Genomic DNA, 21,318 nt, shown 5'->3' with positions numbered 1-21,318 from the left:
TCGGGCTTGTTTTGGTTCATCCTATTCGGAAACGCCAGGATTAAGGTACGTATAAAAATGTCAAAACGAATAAATACGGTGCCTATTTTTTAAAAAAAATATCCAAAAAGTTCAATTTAACAATCGCTAAGTTTGGTCTGTTTTGGGTAGCTTTATAAATTACACCGTATGTTTAACGATTGAACTCAAGGAATACACATGGAAGAAAACCGGAAAATCACCAGTACCAGCAGCCTTGAAATGGTAGCCGTGGAAAACCTGGATGCCATTCGACTAAACCTTCTCCAACTTGCCAACAAGGCAGCAGCACTCGCCTATGCGCCCTATTCCAATTTCCGGGTGGGGGCGGCTGTAATTCTGGAAGATGGACAGACCTTTTGGGCCAATAACCAGGAAAATATCTGTTTTCCGGTAGGCGTCTGTGCAGAACGGATACTCCTCGGATACACCCATGCCAACTTCCCTGATTTGAAACCGGAGATTTTGCTTATAACCGCTAAAACACCGGATAATAGCAGCTCGGACACCGTAACACCCTGTGGGCTTTGCCGGCAAAGTATTAGCGAATACGAACGCAAATTCAATTCACCCATAGAAATTCTCATGAACCGACCGGATGGAACGCTACTTCGTGCCTACGGCATACAGAATTTATTGCCCTTTCAATTTGACGATTTAAACAAATAATGGTTTCCCAGCACCTGTCCTACCCCCATCAGCATTTGTATTATTTGAGTCATCCCATTTCAGGACGAGAAACCAGCCTTTGGATTGTTTTCCATGGCTATGGGCAACTGGCCTTTTATTTTCTGCGGAAGTTTGCTTCGCTTAACACGGAAGACCGCTTAATCGTAGCACCTGAAGGGCTCAACCGGCATTATTTGAAGGGCTTTTCCGGCCGGGTAGGTGCCAACTGGATGACCAAACACGAACGAACCACCGATATTGCCAATACCAACCGCTACCTTAATACCTTGCTTAAGGATATTCGTCAGCAGCTTCCCAAATTAAAAGTAGTCCATACACTCGGTTTTTCACAGGGTGCCGCCACCATGAGCCGATGGATTTGTCAGATGGATTTTCCGCTGGACAAGGTGATTTTTTGGGGTGGAGCCCCTGCCTACGACCTGGATTCAGCGTTGCTTCAGCGCAGGTTGGATGGCAGCAGGGTAATGGCCGCTTTAGGAAAAGAAGACCCGTTTCTTTCCACGGAAAATTTCCAGGAACAATACTCCCGGCTGACGGGAGCAGGGATCCGCGATTTACGCGTCTTCCATTATCCGGGGGGACATGAATTGGAGGCAGCCTTGCTCAAAGAACTATTTTTGATGTAATTTTACGTTATGAAATCGAGCATGACGCAATCGACACACAGAGGGATTATAAAGCATGCGAGATTCCATATGGCCGCTTAAAGACAATTATAAACATATGAAATTGGTATACAACCTGAGCATGTATTTTCTGGACCTAGTCATGAAAGTCGGAAGTCGGGGCTCGGTGAAACTCAAAAAGGCGGTTGATGGAAGGAAGGGCATTTTTGAATCCCTTAGGGACTTTCGAAAAAAACACCCCAGCCCCCTTGTCTGGTTTCACGTGGCTTCACTCGGAGAATACGAGCAGGCCAAACCGGTGATCGCAGCTTTTAAGGAAAAATATCCCCTCTGGGCAGTTGCCGTTTCATTTTTCAGCCCCTCCGGGTACGAGCAGGTGGTCAAAAAGAAACAACGCTGGGTGGATTATTTTACCTACATCCCGATAGACAAAGCCTCTCAGGCCAAAAAATTTGTAGAAACCCTTGCCCCCGATTTGGTCATCTTTATCAAATACGACCTCTGGGCAAATCACCTGTTAGAGGTAAAAAGACGAAAGATTCCCAGCTTTCTGGTGGCTGCTTCCTTTAGAGAGGAACAGGTTTACTTTTCCTGGTACGGCAGCTTTTTCCGAAAGATACTCTTCTGCTTCCATCATATTTTTACCCAAAATGCCACTTCCGTCGCCTTGCTGGAGCAAATTGGATATAAAAATAGCACTCAAACCGGCGATCCCCGATTTGATAATGTGGCTGCCATCAGCCTGCATCCAAAATCCTTTCCGGCTATCCGGGAAAGTATCCGGCAACCCGTCATGGTTCTGGGAAGCGTTTGGCAGGAGGACATGGACTTGCTCATCCCCTGGATTAACCAATCCGAAGACCTACAGTTCATCATTGCCCCACACGACCTACACGCAGCAACCATGCAAAAATGGCAGCAAGCCATTCAGAAGACCTCCCTAACCTATTCAGAATTCGAGCGCAGGGAGGATTCCCGGGAATGGCAAGTCCTGATAATTGACAATATTGGCATGCTTTCCTCCCTTTACCAATTTGCCCGCTGGGCCTATGTGGGAGGCGCATTTGGCAATGGACTACACAATATTCTGGAGCCTCTCGCCTTTGGTATCCCTGTTTTGTTTGGCCAGGTAAAGCGAGCCTCCAAATTTCCGGAAGCAGCTATTAGTCAGCAGTACGGCTGTGGCTTTCCCGTTCAACATAAGGAGGATTTGTTCGATGCCATGAACCATTTGAACCAAATTGCAGCGTATAATCAGGCCCGTCAGGCCGCTAAAAAATTGCTCCGTGACAATCTGGGCAGTGCAGAAAAGACCATTGCGATCATAAAAAAAGAACATGGAAGGAAGGGTAATTAAAACCACAGGCTCCTGGTACGAAGTGCAAACGACTGAAGGACTTTTAAAGGCGCGGTTGCGAGGAAAGTTCAAGCAGGAAGACCTGAAGCTGACCAACCCCATTGCGGTGGGCGATTACGTGGAACTTGCCAAAGAAAAAGATCAGGAAACGGCGGTCATTTCCAACATCCTTCTTCGGGAAAACTATATTATTCGCAAATCTACCCGAAAACAACATTTTTCACATATACTGGCATCCAATGTGGACCAGGCCTACCTGATGGTAACCGTCCGGAACCCCCGCACTTCCCTGGGATTTATCGACCGTTTTTTGGTCAGCACCGAGAGTTTCCGGATACCCGCCAGCATTCTGGTCAATAAGGTGGAAACCCTATCGAAAGAAAAAGATTTGGAATACAAGGCACTGATACGGGAAATATACGAACCCCTGGGCTACCCAGTGTTGGAGCTTTCGGCCCTCAGCGATACGGATCTGACCGAGCGGTTCCTCCCCCTGCTGGAAAACAAAACCACTTTAATTGCCGGCCATTCGGGAGTAGGCAAATCCACACTGCTCAACCGGTTGGTGCCAGCGGCCAGGCAGGTCACCCAAGAGGTTTCGAAGTTCTCATCAAAGGGGGTGCATACAACCACCTTTGCTGAAATGTTTCCCTTGGGCAAGGAAGAGGGCTACCTGATTGATACGCCGGGCATTAAGGAGTTTGGAATCCTGGACATTGGGGAGCAGGAACTGTCCCATTATTTTGTAGAAATGAGGGCCTATTTGGGGCAATGTAAATACAACAACTGTACGCATGTAAACGAGCCGGGATGTAAGGTCATCGAGCAATTGGAACAGGGCTATATCCATCCGTACCGGTACGAAAGCTATTTGAAAATACTGGACGAAGAAGAAAGCCATCGCTAGGAAAGGTCTCCTGGCGGAAAAGGCAGGGAATACCAGTATTTTAGGCCATTGTTTTGAAAGCAGGGTCATTTCAATTAATTTCATTAAAATTTTGACACGGGCATGGAAATGACGCAACAGGGAAAAACGATGGTATTGAACCATCGGCAAATTCAACAAAAGATTACCCGAATAGCATTTGAAATTTACGAAAGAAATGCCGGGGAAAAGGTGCTGGTAGTGGCCGGCCTGACCGGGATGGGCTATGTACTTGCCGAACGGGTAGTGGAAAAACTCCGCGAAATCGCTCCCTTTAGCCTCCAATTAATCAAGATAGACCTGAACAAATCCCAACCAAAAATACACGAAATTCATCTTTCTGAACAGGTCCCCTTGACCGGCGCGTCGATAATCCTGGTGGACGATGTATTAAACACCGGCAAAACCCTGGCCTATGCGATGGTTCCTTTCCTGGAAGCCGAAGTAAAGAAAATGGAAGTGCTTGTCCTGGTAAACAGAAGTCACAAATTATACCCTGTCGCTCCGGATTACACTGGCTTTGAGTTGGCCACAACACTGAGCGAACACATTACCGTAGATTTAAATTCAGAAGCCTCCACCGTTCACCTACATTAAAAAATGTCAGTACACCAATCTACCCATCTGAAACGGATCACCACGCATATTCTTCAGGAAATGAAAAAGCGGAAAGAAAAGATTTCCATGCTTACCGCGTATGATTTTTCCATGGCCGGAATCGTAGATGGGGCCGGCATTGATATGATATTGGTGGGCGACTCGGCTTCCAACGTAATGGCCGGGCACGAAACCACCCTGCCCATTACCCTGGATCAGATGATTTACCATGCCACTGCGGTGGTCCGGGCAGTGGAACGCGCACTGGTCGTGGTAGACATTCCCTTCGGTTCGTATCAGGGAAACAGCTCCGAGGCCCTTCGATCAGCTATCCGGATCATGAAGGAGTCCGGCGCCCATGCCGTTAAGGTAGAAGGTGGAGCAGAGATCAGGGAATCGGTGGTACGTATTCTTAGTGCTGGTGTGCCGGTAATGGGTCATTTGGGCCTTACCCCGCAGTCGATTTATAAATTTGGTACCTATACCGTCCGGGCGCGGGAAAAGGAGGAGGCTGGTAAACTTTTGGAAGATGCCAAAATCCTGGAAGAATGCGGCTGTTTTGCCCTGGTCCTGGAAAAGATCCCTGCCAAGCTGGCCAAAAAAGTGGCTGAGCAGGTTTCTATTCCAGTAATCGGAATTGGCGCCGGCCCGGATGTGGACGGACAGGTATTGGTACTGCATGATATGCTGGGCATCACCCAGGAATTTCAGCCCAGGTTTCTCCGGCAATATGCAGACATTCGCAGCACCATGCACGATGCCGTCAGCAATTATATCAAAGATGTAAAAGCAAAAGATTTTCCCAACGAAAAGGAGAGCTATTGACTTTCCAGAAAAGCCAACAAATCCTTCAGGTCCTGATTGCTTAGCCGCTGCTCCAAACCTGCAGGCATTAATGAACGTTCGGCCATGCCATATGCCGCAATGTCCGCCTTCTTTACCTGTATAAATCCTTTCGCCTGGGTATACAACTTGATATCATCATAACCCACATCTATTTGCCGGCCATCATATCGGGTACCATCTTTCATTTCAATGAACCAACCTTGCCATTCCGGACTCATTTCTTCCGAAGGCAAAAGTATGGAGCTGATCAAACCTTTTCTGTCCTTCGATTTGCCTACATTGCTCAGGTCGGGTCCCAGGTCTCCCCCCCGGCCTTCCACCACATGGCAGGTGGAGCAAAGCGAAGTGTTGGAATAAAATACCCTCCTGCCCCGATCCGGATCGGCCGGACCCGCCAACAGAGATTCCCACTCGTCCAACTCCTCAGGATCAGGTCGTTTTCCCGTATCCTGATACAAGGCCAGCATCAACTGCTGCCGCAGGCCTTCACTGTCACAACTGCTGCCATCATTCAAGACCCGCTCCATGGCTTGTTTTACCTCCTCCTCCCCGCTCTTGTCCCGCAGGTACCTTGCCGCAGCTATGGCCAGGTTTTCACTGGAAACATCCAATAATGGAATTACCTCTTTCCAAACCTCCTGAGGCTGCCTGGAGAGTGCTGACAAGGATTCTGCCCGTAGGTTGATGGGTTTATTTACTGATAAACTGACCTGAAGCAGGGCATCCGCCACCTGTGGATCAGGTACATTGGCCAGGGTCTGGATAATTACCAATTGCAGGTCTTCCTCTTTCTCTTGGGAAAAAAATTCCAGCAGAAGTTCCTTCTGATCGGCCGGATCTTCGAGATACCGAAGGGCATAGGCTCTCATTTGAGAAGGATTGGAGGGATCACGGACTATTCCCGCCATGAATTCATCCGGCAATTTTAAAGGGATCCGCTTGGAGATTTCTTCCTCTTTTTTATTGAATGCATTCAGAAATTCAGGTTCCAGGAGTTTTACCGTTTCCAGATAGGTTTCGAACAATTGGGGTGTAAAATCACCGGCCATAAGTGCCAGCTCCAGGTTTTCCCTTTGGGATGCCAGTCCGTGACTGCCGATCCATATCAGTGCCATTCTTCTTATTTCAGGATCAGGATCTTCCAGAAATTGCCCTGCAAGCTTTGCCCCATCGGGATGATTCGAATCCATTAAAGCCAGCATTACGCCCAGTCGCACTTCCGCAGATTCATTTTCTAGTGCCTGCGCCAGTTTTTCCCGGTGCACCTCCCTGCTTAAACCCATCACCGCAGTATGTCTTACAAAGGGATCATTGGATTGGAGGTTTTTGAAATGCTGATCAAAATTAGTCGAGTCTGAAAGCAATAGGTTTAACCGCTTCACCTTTTCGTTGGCTATAGGGGTATCGTACAGGCTACTTTGTGCCAAACTCTCTGTATTTTCTTTTGCTGAAAGTTTCCATATTTTACCCTTCCCGTGATTGGGATATACCCTTTCCACCCAATCGGTAAAAAAGATATTGCCCTTACTGTCAGCAGCAAAAGCCACTGGTCGGAAATCTTCGCCCCCTTGTAAAATCACTTCGGTGGACCCGGTCAGAGAAAGCCCCTTTTCTTCCAGGGCAATCCGGACGATGCTGCTCTCTTCCCAAATGGAGCAAAGCATTTGGTCATCATAATCTTGAGGTAGTCTGGCCAGGTTGGCATTCAGCAGTCCTGACGGTGATTCACCCAAAGGAACAGCATAGGGTAGGGTTCCAGGCAATTCACCATTCCAAGCCAGGTAAGGGTGGATACCGCTTCCGCCAAACAGCGATTGGTAGCCAAAGTCGGAGCCTTTTACCGCATGTACCAGCCGATTGGGACCCCGGCTGTCCGGGTCATTGTCGGCTACCAGCAAGCGACCGTAGTTATCAAACTTCAGGTCAAAAGGATTCCAATATCCCGTAGAAAATATTTCCAGTTCCGTCCCGTCCGTTTTGGCACGAAGGATATTGCCGCCATCTCCATACCCTGAAACTTCCCTTCCGTCGCTGCCCTGAAAAATCCAATGGGCTGCTCCGGTATTTCCCCTGCCGATGTACATCCAGCCTTCGTTGTCAAAGGTAATACTCAAGATCGCCGCATGTGCGTAAACCTGTTTGGGTTTGGTAAAAGCCATCAGTTTTTCGCTTCTTTCGCTGACCCCATCCCCGTCTTCATCATAGAATTTCCAGACCTCTTTGGAGGTAACCGCATACAAATGCCCTTCCGGAGAAAAAGCGATATTCAAACCCTCAAATAAACCTTCCGCAAAGACGGACTCCTTGTCCCAGTTCCCATCTCCATTGCTGTCCTCATATACTTTGATGAGATCATGGTCCGGACCCTGGTAGTCTTTAGGTGGCAGATGGGTATGGGATTCCAAGACATATACCCTGTCTTTTTCATCCACGGCAATGCCTATAGGCGTGACAATTTCCGGATCCTGCTTCATGAGGGTCAATTCCAGCCGCTCGTCCAAAATGGTAACGCCGTCCACTACCATGGGCTCATTTTTTACCTTACTGTTTTCACAGGAGAAAATAACAGGTACCCATAAAATGAAAAATGCAACTAGGAACAGGTCTGGGGTTTTTATATGCATAAGGGGTGTCCTTTGTTCTTTTGAAAGTGTTTTATTGCTATTTGAAATTCGGAAACCTGTCAGGTTTTTTTGGTTTTCAACCAATAATAAACGTTGAGAAGATTAAACCTGACAGGTTTTACGCTTTCCTATTTTTTTGACAGGATTTTATTCATTAAAACGCAACTAGTGTTGACGGATGATGGTATAAAGCAATCACTATTTCTGGTATTTTTCGAATAATTGGTAAGCACGCGTGAGATCTTTTACCAGGGTAGTTTCATTCAGGGGAGGGGCCATTTCGATCAGCAGGTAGCCTTCATAGCCATAGTCCAGCATCTTTTGAATCACCCCATCGTTGTCGGTGACTCCTTCTCCAAAATTGACGACTTTATGTACGCCCATTTTTTCGGTATCTTTGATGTCGATGTGGAGGATTTTTTCGTGGAATTTTTCTACCACTTCCATCAGGTCCACGTTGGAGCCATTGAAGTGAGCGTTGTCCATACACATCCCTACATGGGTGGAATTGATGGCATCAAATATTTTCTCATAATCCTCAATGAATTCGATGTTGTTATTGGCGTGGTTTTCCAGCAGGAGCAGTACATCCATTTCTTCTGCTGCGGGAGCTAATTCCCGCACGATTTCCACCACGGCTTCGGGACCCCCCGCTTTCCCTCGGCCTGCTCCGGTGCATTTGACCCGGCGGCACCCGAGTTTTTTTGCGGCTTCCATCAGCCATAGTTTATGGGCAACATCCTTTACGATGTTTCCTTCTGCCCCAAAGGAACTGCCCTGCACACAGATGGGGGTCAAGCCATGTTCGTAGCAGCGTTGCTGTATGCTGCCAATGCCCGAAGGGGTAAGGTTACGGCCATACCAGCAGTTGAACTCAACATTTTTAAAGGGAAGTTGAGGAATGACTTGAAATGCTTTTTCAAAATTTTCATCCCCAAAACCGTCACAGGTGATCGTGGCAATGGCCAATTCCACTTTTTTTGATTGGCTTGTTGAATGCCGGGAATTTGCCAGCGATGCTGCCTGAAAGGATGCCAGGCCTGCTACTCCCAGACCCGCTTTTTTAAGAAAATTACGCCGGTCATGTGTCGAATCCTGAAGGTTTAAGTGTTTCATGATCTGTTTTTTATAGTCTCCTAAAGTACTAAAAAATCAAATCAGGAGGAGTATTTTACAGCATAAATCCTTCGTGGTCTATTAATTTGGGTTAATTGAAAGCAGGCTCAAGCCACTACATATTCCATCCCAGACGAGGTGTAGAATGCATCTACATCCCAAATATCCATCTATGTATAAAGTCCGAGCCATTTGAAATGCCGGATACCATAGACCATCAGTAAAGAAAATCGTTTTCGGAAACGTACAAGTCAAGGAATTCAGTTAGAGATCTATATAGGATATAGTTAAAAAATTTGGAACCATATAAGGTATATAAGGGCATTTAAGGGATCTTCCAATAATATAATCTGGGTGGACCTCTCTGTTGTTTCACGGCCGATTGGTTCACAACAGACATTCTGTCGGGTAGAGGCTATCTTATCATTTCCGGAATCGATCCTGGTCTGTTGCTTCGTCGAAAAATTACATAGAAGTTCTACCTTTCCGGGGCCATGTGGGGCCTGCATTTTCAATAAGCATGGTGTAGGTTGTCATAATCTTTTCTTTTAGGGGTTTTGGAACTGACTTTGTTCATCATGCACATTATTTTGCCTGAAAAAATAATTTTCAATTTATTTAAATGTCTCTAATAGTAGAAATATTCTGTTGTGGTAATCTGCTTGTTCTCCAACGCCACTTCCGTTTCAGCAAAGTCGGCATCAATGCTACCTGCACCAACCTTACAACTGGCAACTCGAGCTGGGTGTAGATTGTATGTACATCCCTTTTATCATTTTATATACTCCAGCGAGGCGTTTTTAATGCCGGGTCCTAGGGACAAACCGTTAAAAAAATCATTTCTGGAAGCGTGCATGTTTAGCCATTGCAAATGGCTTTTGGACGGTTCCTTTCTGTTTATGACTTCGGAGATAGCGGGGTGAAGTGGCATACTTCACCCAGCGCCGTTTTTTATCTATGGTAATCTGAGCTATCTGTGGTGCACTTTTTTTATAAGGCTTTATGGAATATCCTCCATCTCCCCAAACCAAACTACCGCATACTGCTTATAAATACCTACACCCATGGCTTTCCAGGTCGCTGCCTTAAAGGGAGGCAGGTTGGCCAGTACGGCATGGTGACCCGGGCTTTTTGTCCATACCTTTAAGGCCTCTTCGGGAGTGGCAGCGGCGGAATGCCAATAAGCGATCTCATAGCCCGGACTTTCGTATCCGGCTATTTCCTTCGGTTTATCCCACATGCATTCAGGGTTTTTATGATTGTCCCGGTAACAACAATCTGTCCAGGCACCCTTGTCGGACCAGGAGTGCAGGTTGCAGCGTTTGCTGGGTTGGTAATTATCCATCAGGTCCCGGGCATGAGCCTTGGCTACTTTGCTTAAGGCGGGAGATAGTGGAACGGCAGGCAAGCCCCGGCCTTCCCGGTAACCGTTAATGGCTTCAAAAAGCTGCTTTTCCTCCACTGAACCCTGAAAATAGTTCGAATCGCTGGCGGCAAGTCCCCCAAAACAAAACCACAAAAAAAGGCTCAAGTATGTTGTCATCCCCCTATCTAATTTGGTAGAGATAACGGTCGCGGGGCATTAATGTTATACACCAGCAAATTTGTTTCATTCTATATCAGCGGTCTTTTAATACGGTTTTTTTTCGTATTTTAGCCCTTCAATTGAATCAGGCGTTCATTTTTAACGAAATCAAAACATAATGAGTGATAAAACCCCAAAAATTCTTTATACCCTTACAGATGAGGCACCGGCCCTGGCTACCTATTCTTTCCTGCCCATCATCAAAGCTTTCACCGATTCGGCAGGCGTGGTCGTAGAAACCCGGGACATTTCCCTTTCCGGTAGGATCATCGCCACCTTTCCGGAATTTTTAAAGGCCGATCAGCGAATCAACGATGCCCTGGCGGAATTAGGAGATATTGCCAAAACAGCCGAGGCCAACATTGTCAAACTACCCAATATCAGTGCCTCCCTGCCCCAATTAAAAGCCGCGATCAAGGAACTGCAATCTCAGGGATACCCGCTTCCGGATTACCCAGATGATCCTAAAAACGAGCAGGAGCAAAACATCCGGGCCAAATACGACAAAGTAAAGGGCTCTGCCGTCAACCCGGTCTTAAGGGAAGGAAACTCTGACCGACGGGCACCACAGGCGGTAAAGCAGTTTGCCAGAAATAATCCGCATAGCATGGGCAAATGGGAATCAAGTTCGAAGACCCATGTTTCCAGTATGGAAGAGGGGGATTTTTATGGAAGTGAAAAATCCCTCACCATTCAGGAAGCTACTTCGGTAAAAATAGAATGGACCTCCGAAGACGGCACCAAGAAGGTTCTGAAAGAAAAGCTGGACTTGCAGGCCGGCGAGGTAATTGATGCCGCTGTTTTGAGCACCGGAGCATTGAGAAAGTTCCTTCTGGAACAGAAAGAAGAAGCAAAAAAACAAGGCGTGTTGTTTTCGCTGCACCTGAAAGCGACCATGATGAAGGTGTCCGATCCGATTATCTTTGGGCATGCGGTAACCGTCTTTTTTGCACCCGTATTTGAAAAACACGGCGACACCTTGAAGCAGTTGGGTGTTGATCCCAATAATGGATTTGCCGCCGTCGTGTCCGCCCTGGACCAATTGCCTGCCGATAAGAAGAAGGCCATAGAAGCAGACATCGAGGCCTGTTATGCCGAAAGCCCCGACCTGGCCATGGTCAATTCGGATAAAGGCATCACCAACCTGCACGTGCCCAGCGATGTGATCATTGATGCTTCCATGCCTGCGATGATCCGTACCAGCGGCCAGATGTGGAACAAAAATAACGAACTGCAGGATGCAAAGGCCATCATCCCGGATCGCTCCTATGCAGGGGTGTACCAGGAAACCATAGATTTTTGCAAGAAGCATGGTGCCTTTGATCCAACCACTATGGGCTCGGTTCCCAATGTGGGCTTAATGGCTCAGAAAGCGGAAGAATACGGCTCTCACGATAAGACCTTTGAAATTCCAGCCGACGGAACCGTAAGCGTAACGGATATGGATGGAAAGATACTTTTGGAACATCCGGTAGAGAAAGAGGATATCTGGAGAATGTGCCAGGTAAAAGATGCCCCCGTTCAGGATTGGGTGAAGCTGGCGGTTAACCGTGCAAGAGCCACCGGAGCTCCTGCTATTTTCTGGCTGGACAAAGACAGGGCGCATGATGCGGAATTGATCCGAAAGGTAGAAAAATACCTGAAAGACCATGACACCAGTGGATTGGACATCCAGATCATGTCTCCGGTGGAAGCAACCAGATTCTCTCTGGAAAGAATCAAAGCTGGAAAAGATACCATATCCGTTACGGGAAATGTGCTGCGGGATTACCTCACCGATTTGTTTCCCATTCTGGAGTTGGGAACCAGTGCCAAGATGCTTTCCATTGTTCCCTTGATGAATGGCGGAGGATTGTTTGAAACAGGGGCAGGCGGATCTGCTCCCAAGCATGTGCAGCAATTTGTAGAAGAAGGCCATCTCCGGTGGGATTCCCTGGGAGAGTTTCTGGCATTGGCAGTTTCTCTGGACCACCTGGGGGATACGTTTGATAACAAGCGGGCAAAGGTCCTTGGAAAAACCCTGGACCAGGCTACCGCCAAATTCCTGGAAAAAGGCAAGTCTCCTTCCCGAAAAGTAAATGAACTGGATAACCGAGGCAGTCATTTCTACCTGGCCATGTACTGGGCTGAGGCATTGGCCAATCAGGAAGATGACGAAGCATTGAAAAAAATATTTGCACCGGTGGCCAAAGAGATGGTAGAGAAAGAAAAAGCCATCAATGAGGAGTTGATTGCAGCTCAGGGTAAACCCATGGACATTGGAGGCTATTACCGGCCGGATGGAGACAAGACCTCCAAATTGATGCGTCCCAGTGCTACCTTGAATAAGATTCTGGAAGCCATTGTGGCTTAAAATTATAAAGTTCTTTTAATTACATACGTACCAGAAGCCGCTGAAATCAGCGGCTTCTGGTGTTTATATAGAAAATCCAGGAGTAGTGGTGGTTTTTGAGCTAAACAATTAGAAATGTGCGTAAAAATCCCCCTACGCCCCCTTAAAAGGGGGAATTGCTGAATGGCAGCTTAAAGCTGAATTGGTGCCATTGCAAAGGGCTGAGCAAATCCTGCGGTATTTCCGTGCTTTTAAATCCTTACGTTTTCAAATCCCCCTTACCAAGGGGGAAAAAGGGGGATTTTTTACCAAAATGGAAAAACGATCGCCAAATATTATTTTTACCTTTATCCCAATTTTAAAGAAAAAAACCCTGGAATTTTAAGCGATAATTTTTAAATTATTTCATGCGATTTGTCCCTTACAACAAGAATTTGAAAGAATTCTCAAGAGAATTGAGATCTCATGCTACCCTTTCCGAAGTTTTACTTTGGTAAAAAGTTAAGGGCAAGTCAATTTCGAGGGTATGCATTCAACAGGCAAAAACCGCTGGGAAATTATATTGTAGACTTCTACTGCAGGAAATTGCAATTGGTAATTGAGATTGATGGGGGTAGCCACTTTTATGCTGAATCTGTCGTAGAGGATCAAAACAGGCAATTGATTTTGGAAAACAAGGGTTTACGTTTTCTCAGGTTTCTAGATACCGAAGTTAAGAAATCCATGCCTTTTGTTCTTCAGGAAATTGGAGCATTTATGGATGATTGGGAAGATAAAAATGGAGTTCCTCATACAGGTTTTTGAGCTAAACATTTAGAAATGCTTGTAAAAATCCCCCTTGCCCCCTTAAAAAGGGGGAATAGCTGAAGTGCTGATTAAATCCAGCGGTAATACCGTGACCTTTAGGTCCTACGTATCTAACTCCCCCTTACCAAGGGGGAAACAGGGGGATTTTTTACCAAAATGGAAAAACGATTGCGAAATATTATTTTCATTCCAATAAAAAAAGCCGCTAAAATCAGCGGCTTTTTTACTCTTATCAAATTCTAAAATCACAAACGTTTGATTCGGATATTTCGGAACCAGACATCGTCATTATGGTCCTGCAAGGCGATTTTACCCTCCTTGAAGGTAGCAAAATCTTCCCATTGGGCAAACTTGCTCTCCGCCACCATGGCTTTCCATTGATCATCCCAAAGCGTGGTTTCCACCGTCTTCACGCCATTTAAGAAAAACTGCAACTGGCCGTCCTCTACTACGATTTCGGTTTTGTTCCATTCTCCTACCGGATTAGCAGCTTCCTCAGTGGATTCGATCAGGTCATACAGGTCTCCGGTACGATGCGTTACAATTTCTCCATCCGGATGGCCCTCATTATCCAGCAACTGGTATTCAGGGCCGGTAAAATAAGGAGCCCCATATTCACCGTTGTCCTGCACGTGAAACATGATCCCGCTGTTTCCATTTTCCGAAATTTTCCACTCAATCTCAAAATGGAAATCACCGAAGGTCTCCTTGGTTACCAAATCACCTCCACTGGCTCCTTCTTCTTTCTTTTCAGAATTAAAATAAAGGACTCCATCTGATGCTTCCCAGGCCTCTCCAGGCTGGTCTTTACCATAACCCGTCCAACCCGTAAGGCTGTTGCCGTCAAATAAACTAATCCATTCTTCTTCTGTCACAATAATTTCTTCTATCGTTTCTTCAGCAGTGTTTTCCTGAGAGGAAGGGCCACAGCCCCAAACTGCCAGTGAACACATCGCCAGTGATAAAGACACTTTGTTCATAAACTTATTTTTTTAGCAATAGTACGTACCTTACCATGTCTTCGGCGTCCTCTTTGGACAGTGCCGGATGAGCTGGCATGGGTATTTCACCCCAAACGCCCACGTTACCAGCGATAACCCTACTGGCAAGCATTTCTACATTCTCATCGGTAGATTCGTACTTCTCTGCCACATCAGAATAAGAGGGACCTACAATTTTTCGTTCGATCATGTGGCAACTTGGACAGTCGTTTTGCTTCATCAACTCCACTCCCCGTATGAAAATGGGATCGTCTTTATACTTTTCCTCCAGACTGATTTCCTGAGCAGGCTCAGGGGCCGGAGGCGGATTAGAAGAAGAAGTGGACTCGGAGCTGTTGCTACCAGAACCACCACAAGATACGGCCATCATTGAACCCGCAATGAGGGCCAGGCTTAACTTAAGATTTAACTTCATTGTTTGTTATAAAATAGATTAATTGATTCCTAATATTTTTTTGTTCAACCCTTCGTCGGCTCCCGTCGAGGCAAAATCATCGAACGTTTTTTCCGTCACCCGGATGATTTTTTCACTTATAAATTTAGCCCCTTCGATGGCTCCGTTTTCAGGGTGTTTCAAAGCGCATTCCCACTCGAGTACAGCCCATCCATCAAAGCCATATTGCGATAATTTACTGAAAATCGCATTAAAATCTACCTGTCCGTCTCCAAGGGAACGGAACCTTCCGGCCCTTTCTACCCAACTGGAATATCCTCCGTAGACTCCCTGCCTACCGGTGGGATTAAACTCCGCATCTTTGACGTGAAACATTTTGATCCGATCTTTATAGATATCGATAAAAGATACATAGTCCAGGCATTGTAAAACGAAATGGCTGGGATCGTACAGGATATTTGCGCGTTTGTGGTGATTTACCTTTTCCAGAAATAATTCGAACGTAACCCCATCGTGTAGGTCTTCTCCCGGATGCAACTCATAACATACGTCCACTCCGTATTTATCAAATTCATCCAGAATGGGAAGCCACCTTCTGGCCAGTTCTTCAAAACCGGTGTCCACAAGACCGGCAGGACGCTGGGGCCATGGGTAAACCGTGTGCCACATCAGCGCGCCACTAAACGTGGCATGCGTATTCATACCGAAATTTTTAGAAGCTTTGGCGGCCCACATCAATTGCTGAACGGCCCATTCCTGCTTCCCTTTCATATCCCCGGCTAGTTCGGCAGGAGCAAACGCATCGAATAGTTCGTTGTAAGCGGGATGAACCGCCACCAACTGCCCTTGCAGGTGAGTTGAAAAGTCAGAAATCTCGACACCCGCTTCTTTCACGGTCGCCTTGATTTCCTTTACATATTCCATGTCTTCAGCCGCTCTTTTCAAGTCAATCAGCCGGGCATCCCAGGTGGGGATCTGAACGGCTTTGTATCCTATACTCGCAGCCCAGGTACAGATATCTTTCAGGTTATTAAAAGGTGCGGTATCATCCGCAAATTGAGCCAAAAATAAGGCGGGTCCTTTAATGGTTTTCATAAGGGTTATTATTTTTTAAAGTTCAAATTTAGTCCATTTTTCATTAGATTTCCCACTTTTCACTACATGTTCCACAAAAGCCATGCCCCGGAGTCCATCTTCAGCTCCCGGGAAGTCTTCCCATTCCGCTTTAGGGGTCTCCCCATTTTTTCTTGCATACAAACACCGGGCAAAATTCCGGTACAAGTTGGCAAATGCCTCCAGGTAACCTTCCGGATGGCCTCCGGGAGTACGCAGATTCTCCATAGCGTTAGCAGACAAATAAGGAACGTTTCCACCGGTACGATAAATTTGGTCTGGTGCTTCCGGATGCCTTACGATAAGGGTGTTGGCATTGTCCTGTTCCCATTCCAACCCTGCCTTATTACCAAACACCCGGATTTTAATATTGTTTTCGGCACCGGTGGCTATCTGTGTTGCCATCAGTACTCCCGAAGCACCGCCATCAAATTTGAGCAACACCGCTCCGTCATCATCCAGGGTTCTGCCGTCTACCACAATGTTCAGGTCTGCACATAATTTGGTAAGTTTCAGGCCGCTCACATATTCTGCCAAATTAAAGGCATGGGTACCGATATCCCCCATGCAATTGGCAATGCCACTTTTAGACGGATCAGTCCGCCAAATGGCCTGCTTGTAGTCTGTCTTTTCCAGAGAGGTCCACAACCAGCCCTGCGGGTATTCCACATATACTTTTCGGATTTCTCCCAAAACCCCTGTAGCGATTAGGTGACGAGCCTCTTTTACCATGGGATAACCTGTATAGGTATGGGTCAGGCAAAACAATAGTCCGGTTTCTTCGATGATCTTATTAAGTTCTTTAGCTTCCTGGTAATCAAAGGTCATGGGCTTGTCCAGCACCACGTGAAAACCATTTTCCAGGGCTTTTTTGGTGGGATCAAAATGCACATGGTTGGGGGTAACGATGGCAACGAAATCTATCCGCTCTTCTTCCGGCAATTGTTTTTCCTTTTCAAACATTTCGTCGTAAGAGCCGTAGACGCGGCTCGCAGGTAGAAATAATTCCTTTCCGGTTTCTGCGGATTTTTCAGGACTGCTGCTAAAGGCTCCGGCAGCAAGTTCTATTATACCGTCCATGGCCGCGGAAATTCTATGCACCGCCCCAATAAAGGAGCCCGGACCACCACCGATCATACCCATTTTAAGTTTTCTGTCGCTCATTATTCCAATCTTTGGTTTTTTGGTTTTTAAAGTTCGGTTTTAACATCTATATTTCTAAGAAGATAGGAGAAATAACACCGGCTCTCAGGGACTATTCTGCCCACCGAGATGTGGCTCCCCTACTTTCTGAAGTGATAAATTTACATTAAATTGGCTTAAATTTAAATATTTCCCAGAATAGTTTGAAGTGCGGTAAAAGCCGCTTTGCTCCCAAAAAAACGAAATCCCGTTACAACATGACAACTACCAACCGATTTAAGCTTTCACTGATGATGTTTTTGGAATTTTTCGTCTGGGGCTCCTGGTACGTTACGCTGGGTACTTTCTTGGGAAATAACCTGGAAGCAAACGGTGCCCAGCTTGCGGCTGCTTTTTCCACACAATCCTTTGGAGCCATCATTGCTCCTTTTATCATTGGGTTGATTGCAGACCGTTTTTTTAATGCAGAAAAAATCCTCAGCATCTTGCACCTGCTGGGAGCACTCCTGCTGTTCCTCATGTTTAGAGCGGACAGCTTTGCCTCCTTCTATCCCTTTGTTTTGGCATATATGTTAATCTACATGCCTACCCTGGCCCTAGCCAACTCGGTGTCCTTTAGTCAAATGAAGGATCCTTCGAAGGAATTTAGCAGCATTCGGGTATGGGGGACCATCGGCTGGATTGCTTCGGGTTTGATGATTAGTTATTTCTTCATTTGGGACAGTCCGGGAGCTATCGGGGAGGGATTGCTCCGGAACACCTTCCTGATGGCCTCCATTTCTTCACTGGTTCTTGGCCTGTTTGCTTTTACCCTACCAGCCACTCCTCCTGCCACTAAAACCGGCGAAAAACAATCGGTATCCGAACTTCTGGGATTAGATGCCTTAAAACTACTTAAGGACCGGGATTTTGCCATATTCTTTCTCTCCTCCGTTTTGATCTGCATCCCGCTGGCCTTTTATTATCAAAATGCCAATCCCTTCCTGTCCGAGGTAGGTCTTTCAAATCCTACCGGCAAAATGACCATCGGGCAGGTCTCGGAAGTGCTTTTTCTACTTCTCATGCCCTTCTTTTTTAGAAAGTTTGGCTTGAAGACCACACTGATTGTCGGCATGCTGGCCTGGGTGGTTCGCTATGTTTTCTTCGCATTTGGAGATGCCGGAGAGGGCACTTACTTGCTAATCATTGGCATTGCCCTGCATGGAATATGCTATGACTTCTTCTTCGTTTCGGGACAAATTTACACCGATTCGAAGGCCGGACCGCGATACAAGAGTGCCGCCCAGGGACTGATCACGCTGGCCACCTATGGCATCGGCATGTTGATAGGCTTTTGGATTGCCGGAATCGTTTCGGATGTGTACTTTGATGGCGAAAATCACCAATGGCAAAACATCTGGCTTATCCCAGCAGGAATCGCCCTGGCCGTTACAATCTTCTTCATGCTTTTCTTCAAGGACAACGACTTCAGAAGGGCAAATGAGTTGCGACGCGATAAGAAAAACATTCAGCAATCCAGGGAGTTATCTACAGAGTGAAAGGAACAGCACGTAATTTAGAGTATTTATAAATAGCTGAATTGAAAAAGAGGAAAAGGAATAAATCAAACGGTTTCTTTAAAAATATCAATATTATTGCAATACCTAAAATAAACAATTCAAGTATATGGCTAATCAAAGTTATGACGCTATAGTCGTTGGTTCTGGAATCAGCGGCGGATGGGCGGCGAAAGAACTCACGGAGAAGGGTCTTAAAGTCCTTCTTCTGGAAAGAGGTCCTGACGTAAAACACGTGCAGGATTATAAGAATGCTACCAAGGCTCCCTGGGAAGTTCCTCACAGAGGAAGAAGAACCATCGAAATGTTGGAAAACCATCCCAATTTACGGAGGGATTACGTGCTGAATGAACTCAATCTGGACTGGTGGGCCCACGAAGACGATTCACCTTATATAGAAAAGAAACCATTTACCTGGTTCCGGGGATATCAGGTGGGAGGGCGTTCCCTCCTTTGGGGAAGGCAAAGTTACCGCTGGGCAGATATTGATTTTGAAGCAAACGCCAAGCAGGGCATTGCTGTGGATTGGCCCATTCGGTACAAGGACCTGGCTCCCTGGTACAGTTATGTGGAGAAGTTTGCCGGCATCTCCGGAAACAAGGACGGTCTGGAAATACTTCCTGATGGCGAATTTATGCCTGCCATTCCTTTAAACTGTGTGGAAAAAGATGTCGCCGACCGGTTAAAAAATCACTTTGGAGGTTCCCGGTTGATGACCAATGCCCGGGTGGCAAATATTACGCAGCCCCTACCCGGTAGGCCTGGTTGTCAGTACCGGAATAAATGTTCCTTGGGTTGTCCCTTTGGAGGTTACTTCAGTACCCAATCCTCCACCCTTCCGGCGGCAGTAGCTACAGGCAATCTTACATTGAGGCCCTGGTCTATTGTAACCCGGGTGATCTATGACAAAGACAGCCAAAAAGCTACCGGAGTGGAAATTCTGGATGGCGAGACGAATGAGACCATCGAGTTCGATGCAAAAATCGTATTTCTCTGTGCTTCTTCATTCAACTCCACTGCTGTATTGATGCGTTCTGCCACAGACATCTGGCCAGAAGGCCTGGGAAGCAGTTCAGGAGAATTGGGACACAATGTGATGGATCACCATTTTCGTTTGGGAGCAAACGGTACCATCGAAGGATACGAAGACAAATATTATTTTGGAAGAAGGCCGGGTGGATTTTACGTTCCCCGCTACCGAAACACAGGCGATGAAAGCCGGGATTACCTAAGAGGCTTTGGGTACCAGGGAGGTGCCAGCCGACAGGGATGGAGCCGCACCGTGGCCGAATTGGATTTCGGAGCACCACTAAAGGCCGAACTTACCGAGCCAGGAGCCTGGACCATTGGAATGACGGCGTTCGGAGAAATCCTCCCTTACCATGACAATACCATCAAGCTTAGCAAAACCAAAAAGGACAAGTGGGGCATGTACGTATTGGAAATGGATGCCGAGATTCGCGAAAACGAAACGAAAATGCGGGTAGACATGATGAACGATGCCGCCGAAATGTTGGAAGCAGCAGGGGTGAAAAATGTTTCTACCTATGACCGGGGATATACCTTTGGACAGGGCATTCATGAAATGGGTACGGCACGGATGGGAAGAGATCCCAAGTCCTCCGTTTTAAATGGCAATAATCAAGTCTGGGATGCGAAAAACGTGTTTGTGACCGACGGCTCCGCAATGACTTCGGCTGCCGCACAAAACCCTTCCCTGACCTATATGGCCATGACTGCCAGAGCAGCAAGCTTTGCTGTGGAAGAACTGAAAAAAGGAAATTTGTAAATCCCTAAAAGAAATCGTTATGACTGTAATGAATAGAAGAGAAGCCCTGAAAAGCGTGGTGCTCATGATGGGGGGCACCATGGTCGGAGCCAACGTCATCCTAACCGGATGCGCCCCCGAAAAACAAATAGAAGGATTGGATTTTTCCGAGGAAGAAATCGCATACATGGATGAAATCGGAGAAGCCATCATTCCCGAGACGGATACGCCGGGTGCCAAAGCAGCGGGTATCGGTTCCTTTATGGCCATGATGGTCAAGGATACGTATACGGAAGAACAGCAAAAGTCCTTTATCAATGGCCTGAACAGCTTGAAAAGTGATTTCAAATCGGAAACCGGAACGGCCTTTATGGATGCTGCGGTAGCCGAACGGACTGCTTTCTTAAATAAGCTTAACAAGGAGGCAATGCAGCAAAATCCCGAAGAAAACACAGGCTCTAATTACATCCTTATGATCAAAGACCTGACCTTGTTGGGATATTTTACCTCAGAAGTGGGTGCCACTCAGGCCCTGCGCTATATAGAGACTCCCGGCAGGTACGACCCTTGTATGGAATACAATAAGGGAGATAAAGCATGGGCTATTTGAGCCAAGCTGTTTATATAAAATGAAAAGCCTGTCATTTCGACGGGCTTTTTTATGTCCTTTATTAACCTCAATTCCCAAGTCAATGATATCTTAGAATTGGTACAAAAGTCATCCGGGACCAACAAACGATCTGATTTCAGATTTGTGAAATGGCTCCATTTTGAAGATGAAAAACAATACCACGATTATTTGAATCAATATTGATTTATC

18 protein-coding genes are annotated in these 21,318 nt (G+C 46.5%); 11 read left to right on the top strand and 7 right to left on the bottom strand.

The window, feature by feature from the left end; translation table 11 throughout:
- Positions 1 to 198: 198 nt before the first annotated feature.
- The 6 genes from GJQ68_RS07800 (at position 199) to panB (ending at position 5,038) form a co-directional block, all read left to right on the top strand.
- On the top strand, positions 199 to 687 hold the full coding sequence (locus GJQ68_RS07800) for a cytidine deaminase (RefSeq protein ID WP_162416740.1): 489 nt from the start codon (positions 199 to 201) through the stop codon (positions 685 to 687).
- Entirely contained in the window at positions 687 to 1,334 is a 648-nt protein-coding gene (locus GJQ68_RS07795; RefSeq protein WP_162416739.1) for an alpha/beta hydrolase, read from the top strand. Before GJQ68_RS07800 ends, GJQ68_RS07795 begins: the two co-directional genes overlap by 1 nt.
- A gap of 97 nt (positions 1,335 to 1,431) precedes the next feature.
- Entirely contained in the window at positions 1,432 to 2,691 is a 1,260-nt protein-coding gene (locus GJQ68_RS07790) for a 3-deoxy-D-manno-octulosonic acid transferase (RefSeq protein WP_162416738.1), read from the top strand.
- Complete coding sequence (rsgA, locus tag GJQ68_RS07785; RefSeq protein WP_162416737.1) at positions 2,672 to 3,598, top strand: ribosome small subunit-dependent GTPase A; 927 nt, start codon at positions 2,672 to 2,674, stop codon at positions 3,596 to 3,598. Before GJQ68_RS07790 ends, rsgA begins: the two co-directional genes overlap by 20 nt.
- Before the next feature lie 108 nt (positions 3,599 to 3,706).
- Positions 3,707 to 4,213 (top strand): phosphoribosyltransferase family protein, encoded by a 507-nt coding sequence (locus tag GJQ68_RS07780; protein WP_162416907.1) that lies wholly within the window; start codon positions 3,707 to 3,709, stop codon positions 4,211 to 4,213.
- Positions 4,214 to 4,216: 3 nt separating this feature from the next.
- A complete protein-coding gene (gene panB, locus GJQ68_RS07775) occupies positions 4,217 to 5,038 on the top strand; it encodes a 3-methyl-2-oxobutanoate hydroxymethyltransferase (protein WP_162416736.1) in 822 nt (273 codons plus the stop codon).
- Here the strand turns inward: panB and GJQ68_RS07770 are convergent.
- From GJQ68_RS07770 to GJQ68_RS07760, 3 genes are all read right to left on the bottom strand, one after another.
- Positions 5,032 to 7,683: a PVC-type heme-binding CxxCH protein gene (locus GJQ68_RS07770; RefSeq protein WP_235941195.1), complete on the bottom strand. Its 2,652-nt coding sequence runs from the start codon at positions 7,681 to 7,683 to the stop codon at positions 5,032 to 5,034. The two genes, panB and GJQ68_RS07770, sit on opposite strands and share 7 nt — an antisense overlap.
- Positions 7,684 to 7,881: 198 nt before the next feature.
- Positions 7,882 to 8,799, bottom strand: a complete 918-nt coding sequence (locus tag GJQ68_RS07765; RefSeq protein ID WP_162416735.1) for a sugar phosphate isomerase/epimerase family protein — start codon at positions 8,797 to 8,799, stop codon at positions 7,882 to 7,884.
- Between the two features lie 1,000 nt (positions 8,800 to 9,799).
- Positions 9,800 to 10,342, bottom strand: a complete 543-nt coding sequence (locus GJQ68_RS07760) for a CAP domain-containing protein (RefSeq protein WP_162416734.1) — start codon at positions 10,340 to 10,342, stop codon at positions 9,800 to 9,802.
- Between the two features lie 160 nt (positions 10,343 to 10,502).
- Here GJQ68_RS07760 and GJQ68_RS07755 point away from each other — a divergent pair, with 160 nt between their 5' ends.
- Positions 10,503 to 12,737 carry an NADP-dependent isocitrate dehydrogenase gene (locus GJQ68_RS07755; protein ID WP_162416733.1) on the top strand — a complete coding sequence of 745 codons (2,235 nt, stop codon included), beginning with the start codon at positions 10,503 to 10,505 and terminating at the stop codon, positions 12,735 to 12,737.
- A gap of 444 nt (positions 12,738 to 13,181) precedes the next feature.
- The gene (locus GJQ68_RS07750; RefSeq protein WP_235941193.1) at positions 13,182 to 13,520 is read left to right on the top strand and encodes an endonuclease domain-containing protein; all 339 of its coding nucleotides are present in this window, start codon (positions 13,182 to 13,184) and stop codon (positions 13,518 to 13,520) included.
- Positions 13,521 to 13,768: 248 nt separating this feature from the next.
- Here the strand turns inward: GJQ68_RS07750 and GJQ68_RS07745 are convergent, their stop codons facing one another.
- The 4 genes from GJQ68_RS07745 to GJQ68_RS07730 are packed head-to-tail and all read right to left on the bottom strand — an operon-like array spanning position 13,769 to position 17,195.
- Positions 13,769 to 14,503: a 3-keto-disaccharide hydrolase gene (locus tag GJQ68_RS07745; RefSeq protein WP_162416732.1), complete on the bottom strand. Its 735-nt coding sequence runs from the start codon at positions 14,501 to 14,503 to the stop codon at positions 13,769 to 13,771.
- Between the two features lie 4 nt (positions 14,504 to 14,507).
- Positions 14,508 to 14,939, bottom strand: a complete 432-nt coding sequence (locus tag GJQ68_RS07740; RefSeq protein WP_162416731.1) for a c-type cytochrome — start codon at positions 14,937 to 14,939, stop codon at positions 14,508 to 14,510.
- Positions 14,940 to 14,957: 18 nt separating this feature from the next.
- Positions 14,958 to 16,013, bottom strand: coding sequence for a sugar phosphate isomerase/epimerase family protein (locus tag GJQ68_RS07735; protein ID WP_162416730.1), 1,056 nt, complete (start codon positions 16,011 to 16,013; stop codon positions 14,958 to 14,960).
- Positions 16,014 to 16,028: 15 nt separating this feature from the next.
- Entirely contained in the window at positions 16,029 to 17,195 is a 1,167-nt protein-coding gene (locus GJQ68_RS07730; protein ID WP_202927896.1) for a Gfo/Idh/MocA family protein, read from the bottom strand.
- A 236-nt stretch (positions 17,196 to 17,431) separates the two neighbouring features.
- On the opposite strand from GJQ68_RS07730, the gene GJQ68_RS07725 reads away from it, so the two are divergent.
- The 3 genes from GJQ68_RS07725 (at position 17,432) to GJQ68_RS07715 (ending at position 21,108) form a co-directional block, all read left to right on the top strand.
- Positions 17,432 to 18,712, top strand: coding sequence for an MFS transporter (locus GJQ68_RS07725; RefSeq protein ID WP_162416729.1), 1,281 nt, complete (start codon positions 17,432 to 17,434; stop codon positions 18,710 to 18,712).
- A gap of 127 nt (positions 18,713 to 18,839) precedes the next feature.
- Positions 18,840 to 20,519: a GMC oxidoreductase gene (locus GJQ68_RS07720; RefSeq protein ID WP_162416728.1), complete on the top strand. Its 1,680-nt coding sequence runs from the start codon at positions 18,840 to 18,842 to the stop codon at positions 20,517 to 20,519.
- A 28-nt stretch (positions 20,520 to 20,547) separates the two neighbouring features.
- Positions 20,548 to 21,108 (top strand): gluconate 2-dehydrogenase subunit 3 family protein, encoded by a 561-nt coding sequence (locus tag GJQ68_RS07715; protein WP_162416727.1) that lies wholly within the window; start codon positions 20,548 to 20,550, stop codon positions 21,106 to 21,108.
- Positions 21,109 to 21,318 lie beyond the last annotated feature (210 nt).

Origin of the sequence: Cyclobacterium roseum, assembly GCF_010119225.1 — a bacterium.
In the GTDB taxonomy this organism is placed as follows: Bacteria; Bacteroidota; Bacteroidia; order Cytophagales; family Cyclobacteriaceae; genus Cyclobacterium; species Cyclobacterium roseum.
The sequence above is the reverse complement of the archived record's forward strand: the minus strand, read 5'-3'. Positions and strand labels throughout refer to the sequence as shown.

Coding starts and splice junctions, on each gene's coding strand:
- GJQ68_RS07800 (WP_162416740.1), top strand. CDS start 199: ATGGAAGAAAACCGGAAAATCACCAGTACCAGCAGCCTTGAAATGGTA.
- GJQ68_RS07795 (WP_162416739.1), top strand. CDS start 687: ATGGTTTCCCAGCACCTGTCCTACCCCCATCAGCATTTGTATTATTTG.
- GJQ68_RS07790 (WP_162416738.1), top strand. CDS start 1,432: ATGAAATTGGTATACAACCTGAGCATGTATTTTCTGGACCTAGTCATG.
- rsgA (WP_162416737.1), top strand. CDS start 2,672: ATGGAAGGAAGGGTAATTAAAACCACAGGCTCCTGGTACGAAGTGCAA.
- GJQ68_RS07780 (WP_162416907.1), top strand. CDS start 3,707: ATGACGCAACAGGGAAAAACGATGGTATTGAACCATCGGCAAATTCAA.
- panB (WP_162416736.1), top strand. CDS start 4,217: ATGTCAGTACACCAATCTACCCATCTGAAACGGATCACCACGCATATT.
- GJQ68_RS07770 (WP_235941195.1), bottom strand. CDS start 7,683: ATGCATATAAAAACCCCAGACCTGTTCCTAGTTGCATTTTTCATTTTA.
- GJQ68_RS07765 (WP_162416735.1), bottom strand. CDS start 8,799: ATGAAACACTTAAACCTTCAGGATTCGACACATGACCGGCGTAATTTT.
- GJQ68_RS07760 (WP_162416734.1), bottom strand. CDS start 10,342: ATGACAACATACTTGAGCCTTTTTTTGTGGTTTTGTTTTGGGGGACTT.
- GJQ68_RS07755 (WP_162416733.1), top strand. CDS start 10,503: ATGAGTGATAAAACCCCAAAAATTCTTTATACCCTTACAGATGAGGCA.
- GJQ68_RS07750 (WP_235941193.1), top strand. CDS start 13,182: ATGCTACCCTTTCCGAAGTTTTACTTTGGTAAAAAGTTAAGGGCAAGT.
- GJQ68_RS07745 (WP_162416732.1), bottom strand. CDS start 14,503: ATGAACAAAGTGTCTTTATCACTGGCGATGTGTTCACTGGCAGTTTGG.
- GJQ68_RS07740 (WP_162416731.1), bottom strand. CDS start 14,939: ATGAAGTTAAATCTTAAGTTAAGCCTGGCCCTCATTGCGGGTTCAATG.
- GJQ68_RS07735 (WP_162416730.1), bottom strand. CDS start 16,013: ATGAAAACCATTAAAGGACCCGCCTTATTTTTGGCTCAATTTGCGGAT.
- GJQ68_RS07730 (WP_202927896.1), bottom strand. CDS start 17,195: ATGAGCGACAGAAAACTTAAAATGGGTATGATCGGTGGTGGTCCGGGC.
- GJQ68_RS07725 (WP_162416729.1), top strand. CDS start 17,432: ATGACAACTACCAACCGATTTAAGCTTTCACTGATGATGTTTTTGGAA.
- GJQ68_RS07720 (WP_162416728.1), top strand. CDS start 18,840: ATGGCTAATCAAAGTTATGACGCTATAGTCGTTGGTTCTGGAATCAGC.
- GJQ68_RS07715 (WP_162416727.1), top strand. CDS start 20,548: ATGAATAGAAGAGAAGCCCTGAAAAGCGTGGTGCTCATGATGGGGGGC.